Annotated in this window: 15 protein-coding genes and 4 pseudogenes; 6 read left to right on the forward strand and 13 right to left on the reverse strand. The window is 35.6% G+C overall.

Translation table 11 applies throughout. The features are described from left to right. Nucleotides 1-104: 104 nt before the first annotated feature. Together ACOI1C_RS11630 and ACOI1C_RS11635 are read right to left on the reverse strand one after the other, a co-directional pair. Nucleotides 105-602, reverse strand: coding sequence for a hypothetical protein (locus ACOI1C_RS11630; protein WP_422510702.1), 498 nt, complete (start codon nucleotides 600-602; stop codon nucleotides 105-107). Nucleotides 603-911: 309 nt separating this feature from the next. After that, nucleotides 912-1,715, reverse strand: a complete 804-nt coding sequence (locus tag ACOI1C_RS11635) for an alpha/beta fold hydrolase (RefSeq protein ID WP_422510703.1) — start codon at nucleotides 1,713-1,715, stop codon at nucleotides 912-914. 882 nt (nucleotides 1,716-2,597) lie between these two features. Between ACOI1C_RS11635 and ACOI1C_RS11640 the strand changes: the two genes are divergently transcribed. Then, a complete protein-coding gene (locus ACOI1C_RS11640; RefSeq protein WP_422510704.1) occupies nucleotides 2,598-2,804 on the forward strand; it encodes a hypothetical protein in 207 nt (68 codons plus the stop codon). Here ACOI1C_RS11640 and ACOI1C_RS11645 read toward each other — a convergent pair. After that, on the reverse strand, nucleotides 2,794-3,927 hold the full coding sequence (locus ACOI1C_RS11645; RefSeq protein ID WP_422510705.1) for a zinc-dependent alcohol dehydrogenase: 1,134 nt from the start codon (nucleotides 3,925-3,927) through the stop codon (nucleotides 2,794-2,796). The genes ACOI1C_RS11640 and ACOI1C_RS11645 overlap by 11 nt on opposite strands. A 167-nt stretch (nucleotides 3,928-4,094) precedes the next feature. Between ACOI1C_RS11645 and ACOI1C_RS11650 the strand changes: the two are divergent. After that, nucleotides 4,095-5,168: pseudogene (locus ACOI1C_RS11650) on the forward strand (DUF3900 domain-containing protein). Between the two features lie 293 nt (nucleotides 5,169-5,461). Here the strand turns inward: ACOI1C_RS11650 and ACOI1C_RS11655 are convergent. From ACOI1C_RS11655 to ACOI1C_RS11695, 9 genes and pseudogenes are all read right to left on the reverse strand, one after another. Beyond that, the gene (locus tag ACOI1C_RS11655; RefSeq protein WP_422510706.1) at nucleotides 5,462-6,010 is read right to left on the reverse strand and encodes an HD domain-containing protein; all 549 of its coding nucleotides are present in this window, start codon (nucleotides 6,008-6,010) and stop codon (nucleotides 5,462-5,464) included. Between the two features lie 35 nt (nucleotides 6,011-6,045). Next, the gene (locus ACOI1C_RS11660; protein WP_422510707.1) at nucleotides 6,046-6,390 is read right to left on the reverse strand and encodes a TrmO family methyltransferase domain-containing protein; all 345 of its coding nucleotides are present in this window, start codon (nucleotides 6,388-6,390) and stop codon (nucleotides 6,046-6,048) included. 6 nt (nucleotides 6,391-6,396) lie between these two features. Next, the gene (locus tag ACOI1C_RS11665; RefSeq protein ID WP_422510708.1) at nucleotides 6,397-6,522 is read right to left on the reverse strand and encodes a hypothetical protein; all 126 of its coding nucleotides are present in this window, start codon (nucleotides 6,520-6,522) and stop codon (nucleotides 6,397-6,399) included. Nucleotides 6,523-6,532: 10 nt separating this feature from the next. Next, nucleotides 6,533-7,162: a pyridoxamine 5'-phosphate oxidase family protein gene (locus tag ACOI1C_RS11670; RefSeq protein WP_422510709.1), complete on the reverse strand. Its 630-nt coding sequence runs from the start codon at nucleotides 7,160-7,162 to the stop codon at nucleotides 6,533-6,535. Nucleotides 7,163-7,294: 132 nt separating this feature from the next. Further along, nucleotides 7,295-7,606 (reverse strand): hypothetical protein, encoded by a 312-nt coding sequence (locus ACOI1C_RS11675; protein WP_422510710.1) that lies wholly within the window; start codon nucleotides 7,604-7,606, stop codon nucleotides 7,295-7,297. 130 nt (nucleotides 7,607-7,736) lie between these two features. Next, nucleotides 7,737-7,910: pseudogene (locus ACOI1C_RS11680) on the reverse strand (helix-turn-helix domain-containing protein); the annotation flags it as partial. Between the two features lie 475 nt (nucleotides 7,911-8,385). Beyond that, nucleotides 8,386-8,526, reverse strand: coding sequence for a hypothetical protein (locus tag ACOI1C_RS11685; RefSeq protein WP_422510830.1), 141 nt, complete (start codon nucleotides 8,524-8,526; stop codon nucleotides 8,386-8,388). Nucleotides 8,527-8,627: 101 nt separating this feature from the next. Continuing rightward, complete coding sequence (locus tag ACOI1C_RS11690) at nucleotides 8,628-11,708, reverse strand: MMPL family transporter (protein WP_422510711.1); 3,081 nt, start codon at nucleotides 11,706-11,708, stop codon at nucleotides 8,628-8,630. A gap of 93 nt (nucleotides 11,709-11,801) precedes the next feature. Further along, nucleotides 11,802-12,413, reverse strand: coding sequence for a TetR/AcrR family transcriptional regulator (locus ACOI1C_RS11695; RefSeq protein WP_422510712.1), 612 nt, complete (start codon nucleotides 12,411-12,413; stop codon nucleotides 11,802-11,804). Nucleotides 12,414-13,116: 703 nt separating this feature from the next. Between ACOI1C_RS11695 and ACOI1C_RS11700 the strand changes: the two genes are divergently transcribed. Then, entirely contained in the window at nucleotides 13,117-13,314 is a 198-nt protein-coding gene (locus ACOI1C_RS11700; protein WP_422510713.1) for a histidine kinase dimerization/phospho-acceptor domain-containing protein, read from the forward strand. Beyond that, nucleotides 13,283-13,447, forward strand: coding sequence for a hypothetical protein (locus ACOI1C_RS11705; RefSeq protein ID WP_422510840.1), 165 nt, complete (start codon nucleotides 13,283-13,285; stop codon nucleotides 13,445-13,447). Before ACOI1C_RS11700 ends, ACOI1C_RS11705 begins: the two co-directional genes overlap by 32 nt. 142 nt (nucleotides 13,448-13,589) lie before the next feature. Here ACOI1C_RS11705 and ACOI1C_RS11710 read toward each other — a convergent pair. Next, nucleotides 13,590-14,258 (reverse strand): annotated as a pseudogene (locus tag ACOI1C_RS11710) (Tn3 family transposase); the annotation flags it as partial. On the opposite strand from ACOI1C_RS11710, the pseudogene ACOI1C_RS11715 reads away from it, so the two are divergent. Both ACOI1C_RS11715 and ACOI1C_RS11720 read left to right on the forward strand, forming a co-directional pair. Then, a pseudogene (locus ACOI1C_RS11715) lies at nucleotides 14,254-14,502 on the forward strand (Tn3 family transposase); the annotation flags it as partial. The pseudogenes ACOI1C_RS11710 and ACOI1C_RS11715 sit on opposite strands and share 5 nt — an antisense overlap. 158 nt (nucleotides 14,503-14,660) lie before the next feature. Next, nucleotides 14,661-15,389 (forward strand): hypothetical protein, encoded by a 729-nt coding sequence (locus ACOI1C_RS11720; RefSeq protein WP_422510714.1) that lies wholly within the window; start codon nucleotides 14,661-14,663, stop codon nucleotides 15,387-15,389. The last annotated feature ends 102 nt before the right edge of the window (nucleotides 15,390-15,491 follow it).

The following is a 15,491-nucleotide window of genomic DNA, read 5'->3' on the forward strand; positions in this document are numbered from 1 at the left end:
GTTATATTTTTCTAGTGCGAAACTAGATTCTTCTAACATTTGATAAAGGATGAGACTTTTCTCCATTGAGCAAGTATGCTCCAATCTTAAACGATTAACTATTATTATTGTATCTCATCAAGTTTCATTCGAAGTATGTTTATAAATATTTCAGTGTCGCTATCGTTAGTAAATAGCAATAGTGTACTGTAAAAAGAAATTGCCCCATTAATTAGTGCTTGAAGAAATTCAATTTTTGGTAAAATGTATTCTTTTATAGTTCCTATTTTTAACAAAACACTAGAATTATCAACAGGGAGAATCTGTATTTCTAACTCATAGTCGGGAAATTCAGCAGCACTCTCTCCATTAATTATATAGTCTACTACTAGACCATAATACATCGACCAAAGATTTTCGAGACTACCGTATTCATTATATCCTAAAATACTAGAACCATTGAACAAAACATTAACAAAACCATACATTCTACTATCGTTATTAATTATTTTTTTTATATAAACTTCACTTTTTTCTGAATCAAAAGGGAAAAATTGTTCTTTAAAGTAATTTTCCCTAAACCACTTACCATCCTTACTCACATAAGATAGAACTTCAAACATAAAATATCCTCCCTTTCACTATTAAGGTATCCAAGGAGCATAGTAAGTAGTTTTAGGATAGAGTTGTGTAATATTTTTAGTCGATAAATCAACTCCTACTCTATATACTACCCCACCATATGAATGATCTAAGGTTAACCAGCTGCTTCTTTTACCTTGTAGGAATAGAGTTCTAGCATTACTAATCATTGCAAGTTTACTTGGTTTTTGAGATATCAGACGAAATAAATTTATGTCGTCCGATATCTATAGTGTTGTTTAACACAATTCTCACCATTTACTAAAAAAATGATTTAAAATAATACCTTGCTAGATGGTTTCTACTTGCAATCTAGTATTATAAAGTTTTAAAAGAAACTCAATTGTTAATTCGTTAAATCTTTCAGGCTGATCAACATTGCAGACATGACCACTGTCTTCAATCACCATTAAGGTGGCGTGCTTTGTTTTCTTTACGACATCTTCTACTGGAAGAAGAAACATGTAATCCTCTCTACCCATTACATATAGTGTTGGAATGTCAATCGTATTTTCTTCAAAATGAACCAATAATGGAGCTACATTTGTCGTTAACTTGAACCATTTAATAAACTCTTTTTGACATAACTTTTTGGCTTGATTTACAAATAGTAAGCGAGATTCTTCGTGTCTTTTCTTTGGCATCAAACACCAGGCGAAGAATTTGTAAAGCCACATATAAGGTATTAGTTTTTTACCTAGATTCCCCAGTATCATTAAGGTTTTAACACGGGTGTTTAAACGTATTACCGCACCCCCTAGGACCATCGATTTAATTCTGGCAGGTTCCATTTCAGCGATGTTCCGAATCAATATTGTCCCGAGAGAAATTCCTATAAAATGAGCGGACCTGATTCTCAAATAATTTAATACTTCTATAATATCCAAGCTGACTTCATGAAATGAATATTTTTTCTTCAATACCTTTTCATTCTTTGACTTTCCATGCCCTCTTAGATCAATAAGCAATATATTAAAATGTTTCTTGTATTCTCGTATTTGTTTATACCAAATAGACGAGCTGCCCCCTGCTCCGTGGATAAATACGGTCCAGTCGTGACTGGGATCTAAGATGTATGTTTTAAAATGTAACATTTTTACCTCCCGAATAACGTACTCAACTATTCATTTACAATCTCAAAACGCCTTAAATTGTAAGGACGGACTGCACTACCAGCAACCTTACTTATAGGTTCTTCGTTATTTTCTTCTACAGTTACAAATGAGTGCCAGGTCTACTCACTGAATGTCCCTGATCAATTTTAAGAGTAGATGTTTTATGATTAGGCAAAAATCCTTCTAAATATAGCAGTGTTGCTAATACCCCATTTGCTGAAGCCGTATCAGGACCTAAGGAATACCCATGTAAGGTGCGAAATCTCTAGTATTTAAATCATACTCATCGTTTTACTTTTAATACTTCATAAGCAGGTTCTTTATTATGTTTTCCTAAATCAATTAACTATGGAACTTCTAAATCTATTACTTTTTACAGATACAAGTAAATGCCAATTCCGTATATTAGACACTTTATAAGAAAATGTGGAATCTATTTGATTATAAGAAGCACCAATTAATCTACTTATATTGAGTATATCAATATCTATTTCTTTTGTCTTTGGTGCTAATTGGGCCATTTCTACAAACTTAATGAAGTTTCCTTCTCTATTCTATTCTACATGAACTAGACCAATATTGGTTCAAATAAAATAGATTCTTATTGGATGCTTAATCGTACTCCATAGCCAATAGCCATGGTAAGACAAAACTGTTGCGTGTTTTTCAATATCCAATAAGTAAAAGTTAAGAATTCGCAAGGTGTTTTTATAAGAACAAACTTGTGGTATTGAAATGAATTCTTTTGTAGTAAAAAGCTAGGTTTTTTGAACCGCATTTTGCAGCAAATCAAAATGAATCTCAGGATTTAACTATTTAAAGTAGTAGTGTATAATGGAAGAATAAAGGAAGTGATTCAAAATGGCTAAATCTAAAGCCAAAAAACTTCGTGAAAAGTTAGAGCGTGAAGGCAATCGTAACCCAGAAAACGGTAGAAGTCCATTTGCAGAACTAAATCTGTACACAAGGAAAACTAAAACCAAAAAAGACATCTTATATCGTTGCAAAAATAAGAACCACTCTTTCCAAGAAGGAAATGATGGTTCTTTTATTTTTGCTATGGTTTAAGTATAACTTTGATACATTCGTCCTCATGTTTATTAAAAATCTTATATGCATGACTTGCTTCATCAAGATTATAGGTGTGTGAAATAATATCTTTAGGATCAAACTCTTTAGTGACAATTTTGTCAAAGAGCTCAGGCATAAAGTGAATTACTGGGGCTTGTCCCATTTTTAGAGTGATGTTTCTCTCGAAAAATGGACCTAATGGGAAGTTATTGTAGTTGCTCCCATACATACCAGTAATTTGAACCGTTCCAAACTTTCGAACAGCCTTTGTGGCGATTTGTATAGGTCCGAGTGTTCCTCCTTGGAGTTTTAGCTTTTGTTCAATGAATTCAAGTGGTGACTTCTTTCCATCCATACCCACGCAGTCAATCACAACGTCAGCTCCACCATGGGTAATTTCCTTTAGATTCTCACCCATATCTGGATACTGTGTAAAATCGAACACCTCAACGTTGTTCATTTTCTTGGCATGATTCAATCGGTAGTCTGTATAATCAATAGCAATTACTCGTTTTGCACCCTTCATCCATGCAAATTTCTGTGCCATTAAACCAACAGGCCCACAACCTAATACGATAACAGTGTCCCCTTCTTTTACACCACCATTGATAACACTCCAGTAAGCGGTTGGCAATACATCACTTAAAAATAATAACGATTCGTCTTCCAATTCACATGACTCTGGTACTAAAAAGGGAGTAAAATTACCAAAAGGAACTCGTAAGTACTCAGCCTGTCCACCTGGATAATCCCCGTATTTCTCTGAAAACCCAAAATATCCTCCTGAATCAAAGTGAGGATTTGAATTATCACATTGGCTTTCCATTTCATGCTGACAATAATGGCATTGACCACATGCTATGTTGAAAGGAACGACAACACGATCTCCTTTTTTAACCTTTGTCACGTCCGGCCCAACCTCTTCTACAATCCCCATCGGTTCATGACCAATAACATATCCATGCGGTAATGGTACATTTCCTTGGTAAAGATGTAAGTCTGACCCGCAAATTGCCGTAGATGTAATTTTAACAATAACATCATCATTCTTTTGTAGCTTTGCATCCACAACCTGGCTTACTTCTACTTGATTCGGTCCGCGGTAAGTTACAGCTCTCATGTTCAAACACTCCTATCATCCTTTTATAAGAATTAGTTTCTTCATTTGTCATTCATTTACTCTTTAATTAATTCATACAAAAAATGGATATCTGAAAACAAATTGACGTCCATTTCTTCCTTTCTTATACTTGTTAGAGTTGAAAATAAAAACAAGGTGTGTATGAGATGGATTTTGAAATTAAGTTTTTATCTTTTTATTTAGTTACAGTTGAGGGAAAAGGTGAACAATCTCAAAAAAACTATAAGCATTTTCAAACACTAGATGAGACAAAATATGAGCAAAGTGCTTTAAAGGAATTTTTAGATGGGGAACTCACGAAGATCGTAAAGCGTAAGGTTTAACGTCATCCCAAGACAGATCAGGCTCCCACAAAGCTAGGCTACTTTGTGACAGCAGAAGGTCATGAATTAGGATCCAATCCAAACTATAATCTCTTTACAAGAGTAAGATTTGCCGATACTTTGGAGAAATTTAAAGACGAAAACGAGAAATTCGTTCGTGCTTATATTGAAACAAGTGCTGTTCGTGAAGGAGTTTTTATTGTTGCAACCGCAAAATTAAGTAAGTACTTTGATGATCCATTTGTGTTTATTATGAAATGTGATTTTGAGCCAAAGGTTTCCTCCATTTCAGACGAGTCAACAATGATACGAAATGTAGAAATGGCGATCACGACAAAGAATATGAAATCCATTCAATACCCTTACATGCCTGAAGAAGGAATGATTGAAGAACGTGAAGTGAAATTGCATCAGTCCTCACATGCGCGCTACTTTGAGGATTTTTTGAAATACGTAGAATATGGCGAGTCTATGCCTGAAATAGTGAAATCCCAAGTACTTGAGATGGTCCAACAGCACATTGAAGAAACCTATACACCAGAAAGTGAATACCGAGAAAAGTTTGAAACAGCCATGGAGGCTTGGGCAACGAGCCCAAAAAGAGAATTGCAGGAACGACTTACAACTAATCAAGTGATGGAAGCTGCTTCTCAAATAAGTGAACACTCTCCTGAGGTGGAATTAAGCTTTAAGATTGATCACCTACATATAAAAGGTATGCTTGCCGATTTTGGGGAATCCATTCACATAGCCAAAATTAACGGAAGATATGTCGTTCTTCTCGAGGGGGATTTTATCTCTTTTGAAAAAGGCCACAGTCCATTAGAGCTACTAAAGCCCGATGATATGCATGAAGTGATTCAAAAAATGGAAGCAAAGCATAAAAAGAATGTATAAGAAAAACACTTGGATCAACTTCCGAGTCTGCTGAAAAAGTCCTTTTTTTAAAAAAATGTGCTAAAATACCTGTTGATTGTAACGAGAGGATGCACCATTCCCCGGGGTGGGCGGTGAGCCTCCTCGGCGTAAACGCCATGCATGAGTCTCACCTGTCCCACGCATCCCAGCAGGTGCCCGAGCACATCCGTTCCAATCAACATATACTCCCTAAAATAGCTCATTTTTCGATAGTAACTACTATTTCAGTGGCCTCCAACTTCCAAGTGTTTTTTTAGGTTTTATATTTTATGTTATTTAAAAAAGTCGTCCACAAGATTTTGATATGTATGAAAATAAGCTGGGATTCTCTCCTCCTCTGTGTTTTCAAATAGTGCAGAGGCCACTCCTTTAAAATACCACCGCTGCTCTTGCTTTCCTCTTTTAAATTGAGCCCAAATATCACGATTGTTATCCACTTTGGCTTCTGAGACAAAGCTTCTCAAATTATCAAGCTTGTCTGCGACAACAAGACACTTAACTTCAAAACTCGCAGCTTTCAATTCTTCGATTGTATGAGACTTACGCTCCTCCCACGATTTGGTCTTATCTTCGGTATTTCCACCTACAATTTCTGCCACCTTTTCTCCGAACAGCTCGTGTATATCCTGTATTGTTGCAGATGTGTCCTCAACGGTATCATGTAAATACCCGGCTGCAATTAATTCACGAGATAGTCCTGCCTCTCTCAAAATAGTTGCTACACCTTCTGCATGTACAAAATACGGCTCGTCGGAAAGCTTTCTTGTTTGACCTTGATGGGCAGCTTTAGCGAATTCTTTAGCTTTTTCAATTAAGTGCACATTAAAGCCCCTCACTTTCTATAGTGTAAAGTATGCTAAATTCCCTTATAGTAATGCGTCATTAATTCACTAGCCCACTTCGGCTGTTTGACCACTCCAATTGGGCCAAACTCGTTCATATAGGGTTTAATATCTAGGATAGGTGTTCCAACAATTGCATCCAATGCTATTACAGTAATTTTATAGCCTTCGACTTTTACAATCTGACAACGCGACAAGCCTAATTGATTTGGTCTTGCTTTTGGTCGTTGTGCAAAAATTCCTACCTTTGGCCATTCAATATTGTTTATCGGATGACGAGCATTTGTTTCAATTTTACTCGGGTCAACTTTATGCATATAGAAAATAACCTCTAAATGAGAAAAATCACTTAAACCCATCAAAACCTAAGCTGAGTATAATCTTGAATCGATCTCTATTACCGCTTCTTGATTTCCCCAAAAGTCATCCTGAAGCGTTTCACGTCCTGATATAATCTGCCCTATTGGTGTGATCGTAATTGATTCCATCATAAACACCTTCCTAATATAACTTTTGGGTGTAGCTTTCTATTAAAGACTCATCAATCTCTTCTAATGCTGTATCAAGTGAAGCGTGGACCTTTAATACTTCTGCCATAGTGGGAAGCTTTTCTCTTTGTGGCCAGGTAGCCTGATCCCATAATCCTGAACGGATAAAGGCTTTTGCACAATGTATAAAGATTTCTTCTACTTCTACAACAATTCCGACTAAAGGAAGCCTATCATTGACAGCCATCTTTTCTAGCCATTCTTGATCTCGAATGATGAATGCTTTTCCATTGATTCTTAATGTCTCTTGCATCCCAGGAATAAAGAACAATAAGCCTACATGAGGATTAGCCATCACATTTCGTAAAGAATCAATTCGTTTGTTTCCAGGTCTTTCAGGAATAAGAATATGCTTTTCATCAATTATATGAACAAATCCAGGAGCATCTCCCCTTGGAGATGCATCACATGTTCCGTTCAGATTTGATGTTGAAAGCACTAAAAATGGAGAATGCTTAATCATAGTCTCACAAAGGGTATCTATTTTTGTAATGAGCTTATCTTGTGCCCTTTTGCTTGGCTCTCCTAGTAAACTACGAAGCTCTTCTTCTGATGAAAGTATATTCTTAAAAACATGATTCATGTGGGCTCATCCCTTTGCCATTTTAATTCTATCTTACCATATATTCCTAATTCGATAGAAGTGAAAAGAAAAAGAATACTTCACCAAAAATAGGTAAGAAGTATTCATGTAACGGTCTTTTATCTCCTTATTCTATACTTTAAACCTTGAAATCATTTCCTGTAGGTTATCAGCTAAAGATGCTAATGAATTTGCGCTAGCTGTAACCTCCTCCATTGTTGCAAGTTGTTCTTCAGTTGCAGTTGTACTCTCTTGATTCGCAGCCATAATCTTCTCTGATATTTCCGTAACACGTTCAATGGAACGAACAATTTCTGAACTTACTTCTCTCATTTGTCCAATGGCTGTCGTCACAGTTTCTACTATACTAGAAACATCACTTGAAGAATCTTCAATATCTGAAAATGCTCGTTTCACTTCATTAGAAATTTGAATTCCACTCATAACTTTGTTACTTCCAATTTCCATTGAAAGAATAGTAGTTTGCACTTCTTCTTGTATGGCATGAACAATTTCACCAATACTACCTGAGGCCTTTTTGGATTCTTCGGCTAGTTTTCTTCAACTGTGTTCATTCAGCGGAACAAGAATTGTAGGTTAATCCTTTACCTGTTTCTTTGTATACATCATTAAATTGTGCTAGAAACTGATTAAAAATGAAGCGACTGAATCCGATCGTCTTAGCAATCAGAGTCTCTTGTTCTTTAGTTGGGTAGAAACGAAACTTATACGCTTTTTTAACTATTATTCATTTCATCTCAATCTCCAGAAGGAACATTTGTTCTCACTATAACATAGTGAGTGCAATTTTGGCTAACGCCAACCGACACTCATCTCACCAGCTACTCATTGGGCTTTGCCCTTCACATTCCTTGAGGTGGGAATCTTCTGTCGGAAAATGATAAATGAATCGACAGATTAAGGTGTGACATAATGAATATTAAAAGAGTACTTCTATATATTAGCCTTCTAACCGATGTTGTGTTATCGATATTTCTCGCAACAATGATCGAAGATTTTTGTATTTCTATATTTTTATTAGCTATAGTCTTACTGTTTGGTGGTACATTGGTGCTTTACTTTATTTTATCTAGGATTCAAAAAAGGTAATTTACTTTCCATTAATCATTTAGAAATTGCTTTCCTCTATGGGTAGACCAATTCCATTCAGACCAATACTCAATTCCATTATTCACAATATCTTTTCGAGATGCAAAATATTCTTATGTTTGTAATGATTCTTCTCTCTCAAGCTCCAGAATGTAGGGAATGACATCATCCGAAAGCATTTCCATATAAACCAAGTCCAGCTTACCTGTCTTTTCGAAACGATCAATATTTTGCTCCTTAATGATGACATCTATATTCTGGCCATTAACTTAACAGAGTGGGGCCTATTGTAGTTACCATCTAATAACAAAAAGAAAGATGTCTCAAAATATAACTTTTGAGACACCTTCATTTATTAATTTGATGTTTGTTTTTTCTTAACAACACTTGGTAGCACAATTAGGGCTGGTACAAGCATTGGTAACAGGATAAAGCAAAGTACGATTAGGCCAGTGATGACGGCAACAGCCAACTCGATCAGAAGTACAAGTCCTGAAGGAATTAAGGTTGCGAATGTTCCGCCCAGAATAATCATCGCTGAAATAATGACGCCTCCGATATGCTTTGATGATTCAACCAGTGCTTTGGCAGGGTCAATATCGTTATATTCCTTGTACCTCATCATGAAGAAGATGCTGTAATCGACTCCAACGGCTACAATAATAATGAACGAGAAGAACGGTACAAAGGATGATACCCCGTCTGCTCCAAGAATTTGATAGGTTACAAGGTTCGTTGCTGCCATTGCAACAAAATAGGCTGCTATTAGTGAAATTATAATATAGACAGCTGGCAAAAATGAACGAATAACAAACAACAGGACAAGAAATACACCTATTATGACAATAATTGCTGTACCGGTAAAGGACTCCAATTGAACTTTGTTTGTGTCATAGGTAGTAGAGCTAGGTCCAGCTGCACCATAAGTGGCATCCTCTAACAGTGTTCCTTGTAATCCATTTTCCAACACTTTATTTATGTTTTCAATGGTCTCCATAGCATCCATTGAATAAGGATCATCACTGAGTATCACGATAAATTTAATGATTTTACGATCTTCTGACATAAAGCTGTCAAGGACTTGACTGAAATCAGCACTTTCTAAGGCTTCCCTTGGAATAAAAAAGGTCTTAGCTGATTTGAACTGCCCTAGGAAATCACTTGTTTTACCTAAACCATCTGATATATCCTGTAATCCATTTCCACTCCTATTGAGCCCGTCCTTTAAAGCGCCCAGTCCGGTTGAAAATTGAGAAAGTCCATCATTTAACTGCTGCTGTCCATTTTTAACCTCAGAAAGAGCATTATTCAGTTTTCTCATATTCGCTGTGATTTCATCTGAACCCGCAGCTCCATTTTGTAAGCCGCTAGTTAATTGTTCAGCTCCGGCCTCTAGTTCCTGTAATCCACTTATGATAACAGCTTGTGCCTCATTTATTTGATCTAAACCCATATTAGTATTGTTAAAGGCTGTGTTAAGGGAATCAAAGTTTTGATTCATCCCCTGTATTCCGCCTGAAAATTGTGAAATTCCTGATTGTAGTTCGGAACCTTGTTTCTTTAAGGCAAGATAGGTTTCATCTTCCTTCAATTCAATATGTGATTCGCCAAGCTGTGTGATGAGACCATTCAGGTTCACCATACCTGTTTGAATTGTCGGCAATTGTTGTTGCTCTAATCCCAGATAACCTTGAGACAAGCTAGTATATTGTACTTGGAGTTCACTTAGACCTTCTGCTATATTTTTTGTGTTGGTTGCTATGCCTATTAGACCTGTCCGTATATCATTGATACCTGAAGTAAGTCCGTTTGCTCCCTCGGCACTCTGGCTATAACCTGATCCGAGCTGTCCGACTGCATTAGTCAACTGCTGATATCCAGATTGGATTTCGCCTGTTCCGGTAACGAGCTGCTTCGCCTCGGAGAAGTCTGGCTGTTCCAATTTTGACTCCATTTCAGTTAAACCACCGAGTATTTGTTCTACTCCTTCCTTTGAAGCATCTATTCCTTCCGTGATAAGTGCTGTTTGATTATCGATATAAAAGTCAGTAATTTGTTGGGATTGCGGCTGTGTTACTGATGCTACCTGTTTGACTCCATCAAGATCTTTTAAGTCTTCTGTGATTTGGTCGATCACAATTAGTGCTTCGTTATTATCCATTGCCTTGTCACTTTCAATCACCACATTGGTCGGGAGAGCCTGACCACGACTAAAGTGCTCTGCCACAATGCTAAATCCTTTTGTTGAGGGATAGTCATCCCCAAGCTCCCCTAATTGATCAAAAGATAGTGTTTGTTTACTGAAAAACAAGATGGGTATCATTATGATAATAATAAGAATAGTAGTAATAACCGGATATTTTACTGATACTGACGTTAGCTTTGTCCAGAATTTACTTTCTTTATGGCCTGTATTATGTTTTGAAGGCCAGAAAAGCTTTCCACCAATTGTCTTCATGAAAAATGGTGTGAGAGTAAATATTTGCAGAATCAGTATGATTGCCCCGATGGCTACTACGTTAGCAGATTTATAGATTCCAAAGTTGGAAAAACTTAAAGCCGCAAAGGCAATGAATACAGTTAATGTACTATAAAATATCGTTTTTCCTGCTGTTTTATAAGTAGTAAAAATCGATTGGTTAATTGTAGCACCGTTTGAAAGTTCTTCTTTAAAACGATGAAACAACAGAATATTATAATCAGTCCCGATCCCAAAAAGAATTAATACAAGTAGCATTTGAGTAACACTTGTTACAGGGAAATTGAGCTTATCAATAATCTGAGCAGCGATCCCCATTGAAACGAGATAGGTAATACCTACTGTTAATAATGAAATGAATGGAATAACGATTGAACGGAACATGATAATGAGAACAATTAAGATGAATCCGACTGTCAATAAGGCACTTTTTTCTACACCTGATGTTGAAGCTTCCAAATAATCATTTTGAATAAAGTCTTCCCCGCTCAAATAATAGTCGGTGTCGACTCCTTTTAATTCTTCTTCCAATTCACTCTTGATTTCATTAACTTCTCTGTCTTGTTTGTCTAAAGTAAAGCTGACCATTAAGGTTGTATTGTCTTCAGAAATTAACGAGTCCTTCGCGTCAGGAATTGCAAAGGGGTCGATCATCTCATTAATTCCTAGCTTAGATTGATGTTCCCGGATGTTTTCAACAGCTTGTTGAATCTGGGACATATCTGTTTCTGTAAGTGAATCCTCATTATGAAAGACGATTATATTACTCGTACCTACCTGTCCACTCATTTTTGTTAGAATTTCACCGGCTACTTTAGAAGGACTTTCACTTGTAAGTGGATCTTGCCCTCTGTCATGAAGAATTGCGTTTACATCTGGTTGGAAAATAGTTAATAATGTTGCAGCTAATAACCATCCACCTAATATAACCCAGCGCCATTTAACTATATTTTGCATAATGTTACTCACCTTACCTTTTCTTATGATCATTTCTAGTGGTGAAAATATGAATAAACGCATGTTCATTTTATAGACAAAAAAATAGCAGAACTACTTCCTCAATTTTTCAGCAATCCCAACCGAGTAAACAAAAATCAATTCATCGACAAGGAATTTAATTGTATGTCCGTCTTTATGATCACGTAGAATTAAGCAAATTCCTTCGATGATCATAGTGGCGTACATTTGTATTGTCAACAAATCAGAGGATGGCAAGGTAATACAATCCTTACTCGTTTGAAAAACCTTTTCAAGAATTTGCTTTATAATCGCAACTAAATCTAGTCTCAATCCTTCGTAGCTTGAATCATCACTAAGAACCAACAATATTTTGACTTCCGTGCTAGAGTCCTTTAACAACTCTACAACGGTTTCATCAACCATGCGGATATATTGAAAAACCTCTGTAGCATCTCTAGTGTAAGTTTTTTCAATCTCTTCTTTGATATTCAATGTATATTCCACAAACTTCTCGTATGTTGGGTGAAGGAGTTCTCTAAATAGGTCGTCTTTGTTTCTGAAATATCGATAAATATTACCTGTCGTAATACCGGCTGAACTCGCAATTCTTCTCATCGATGAATTCGAATAGCCGAACTCACCAAACTCAGTAAGCGCGGCAATAAGTATTCTATTTCTTATATCGTCTTTTAAGGTTTGCATTAATAAACACCCGTTCACTTTTAGGTAACATTAGTATTATAAAACGTATTCAAAAGAAATGCAATCACATTTCCTCGGATTTTATCTTTATGACTTCTTTTCCTTTTCTGACAATAATTGATCCATTTTGTTTTCTAATCTATTTAATTTCTCTTTAAGAGTCTGTTCAAGAAGAGTCTTCCTCAATAAATAAAAAACAAGAATCCAACTATGTGAAATCCCATAATTGGTAATAAGAAGATTTCGCTTTAATTTTTAGCAAATGAAACACCCTTGTATATTGAAAGGTACAAAAAAAACTCCCTAAGTTCTAGAGAGGTGGTAAGCATTCCAAATAAACATATATCCAAATACGCGTTTGAGCAATCAGACATGTCTAATTCATAAATCACTAAATTGGATGTATGGGAAAATGGTCAGACTAATCCTGTTCTCTAGGTTTGTTTCATTTCGATATGAACAATAAACCGTAAAAAATAGAATTAGTTCCATATTGTCCCAAAATCATCCTTTCTTCCATTAATCTGCTTACTAGCATATTTACTCTTACCATGTTTTGTCAAACCTTTTTTGGTAAGTATCCGTTCACTTGCCTTAATTCTTTATATATCTTTAGCCGTTCCCGTTCACAAAGAATATCTTTTTGATTTACGAGATATTCCATTGGTTTTAGGAACTCTTTATTGGCGGACCTCTGTGGGGGTTGGTTTATATACGGTTACTGTTAGCTACCGATCCCGAAATCCGGAACCCCTTAACCTCAATAAAAGGGTTTATAGAGCTACTCCTAGAAAAAGAGCGGGACCATAAGAAAGTAAACTATCTGCAAATTTCTTTAAGTGAAGTTAAGAAAGTGGAAACTATCATCAATGATTACTTCACTTTTTCAAAACCCTTATAGTATTATTGAATCAATGAGTGGGAAAGTAACAGCAAAAAGCAAGCCCCTCGAAGGAACTTGCTTTGAAATCAGCTTACCAATCATAAATAATCAAAAGTATTTAGATGAGGAACATATGTCTAAGTCCATTTGAATGAGCAATGAACAAAATACACATTCTAGGAGCATTCTTACTGGGGGTTCCTCCAACATTTTAACGTAAATATACGCTAAGGTATTTGTTCATGAATAAAAGCCGAAATATCCTACTCTAAGGAAAGTTCAGCTTTTAACAATCAATACTTTTTATTAAGTGGTCGTAATGAATTTAACGTTGTTAATTTGTTCATATCAAATTTATACTCACCTAAAAAGTTGATGTGTTCCCACCCTAGTGGAGATATATGTTTTAACAAATCATCATTTAATAACCCGAGATTCTTTCTATATTCAATTACTTTGGTTAGGTAGACTGTATTCCATACACTAATTGCATTTATTATAATATTTAAGGCACTAGCTCTCTGCAATTGATCTTGTAGTGCCTTTTCCCTTAATTCTCCCCGTTTACCAAAGAATATCCCTCTAGCTAAAGCATTCATAGATTCTCCTTTATTTAAACCACGATGAATCTTACGTCGAAGGGTTTCACTAGAAATATAGTCAAGGATGAATATTGTTTTTTCAATTCTCCCCATCTCTCTAAGTGCAGTGGACAAACGATTCTGCCTTGCATAGGAACCAATCTTCCCCATAATTAATGATGCTGATACGGTACCTTCTCTTATAGAGTGAGTAAGGCGAAGTACATCATCATAGTTTTCTTGAATTAGTTTTGTGTTTATTTGACCACGTAATAATTTTTCCAGTTTTGGGAATTCATTTGGTTTTACCATACTATATAATTTCGAATCTCCTAAATCTCGAAGTCTAGGTGCAAACCGAAATCCTAATAAATGACTGAGGATACAAATTGGGGTGTCCTCTATCCATGCAGATGCTAATCCACGCTATGGAACTGGAAAAGGAGCAACCATATATCGATTTGTAAGTGATCAGTTCTCTAGCTTTTACACAAAGATTATTAATACAAATGCAAGAGATGCGGTACATGTAATTGATGGTTTACTTCATCATGAAACAGATCTTATGATAGAAGAACATTATACAGATACGGCTGGTTACACTGACCAAGTGTTTGGTTTAAGTATTTAACAAAATTCAAAGGCCGGTCAAAGATAGCACCCCAAGTACCATTTCTTTTTCTAAGTTAAATTTCAAATAAAAGAAGGAGCGTTACCATAATTACATTGTGAATATAAAAGAACTGCTTTTATTATAATAAGAAAAATTGGAGGAAGAATAAAGTGAAAAAAATGTTATATAGAGCCTCAGTTTTTATTTCTTTTTTTCTAATTCTTGTCCCATTGGAATCGAAAGCGGTTGTTAATCAATTATATAAATTGAGTTCGCTCCAGAAACAAGATTTAGTTAAAATAGTTGGAAGTGTACCAGATGCGAATATCAGTCTCTACGCTAGCGAAAAAGAAGGCAATTTAGGAGAGTTCAAATTACATGCAAATGGAGATAGCCAATTTTTCCCTAGTTGGAAAAATGTATCCAATCCAACGTATAGACCTAATTTATTTTATTCGGACATAAATCAAGATGGTAAGAATGAATTAATAATTGTATTAACAACAGGCTATGGAACAGGGATAATATTACAAGAGGTGCATGTGCTGCAAAAAATTAAAACCAATATGGGGGAAATATTTAAAGAAGTTCTAGTAGATAATCCAATGGCCATAATCTTAAAAAACGTTCAAACAAAGTTAACAAAATCTGAAGCCATTATTAATACTTTAAATAAAAAGACAATAATTAAACTTGACAAGTTGGGTATTAAACCCGACCAACTTTTTTCCGACATATCCATGAAAAATTTAATTGAATACGATATAGTGAATAATAAGTTGACTGCTATTATTGGAGCACAAATTTCTCCAGTTGGTGGCTATATTGGTAGCTTTCACATAACTTATACATTTAAAGATAAGATGTATCAGGTAAAAAAGATTGAGTTCATTCAATAGCAAATACAAAAAAAGCATCCCACCTCTATAAATAAATGATGGGATGCTTACAACAATTAGATCTCACTTCTAGTATCCAGATACACGGAAAAATACATGCTG

The organism is Bacillus sp. DJP31, assembly GCF_049310945.1.
Taxonomy (GTDB): domain Bacteria; phylum Bacillota; class Bacilli; order Bacillales; family SA4; genus Bacillus_BS.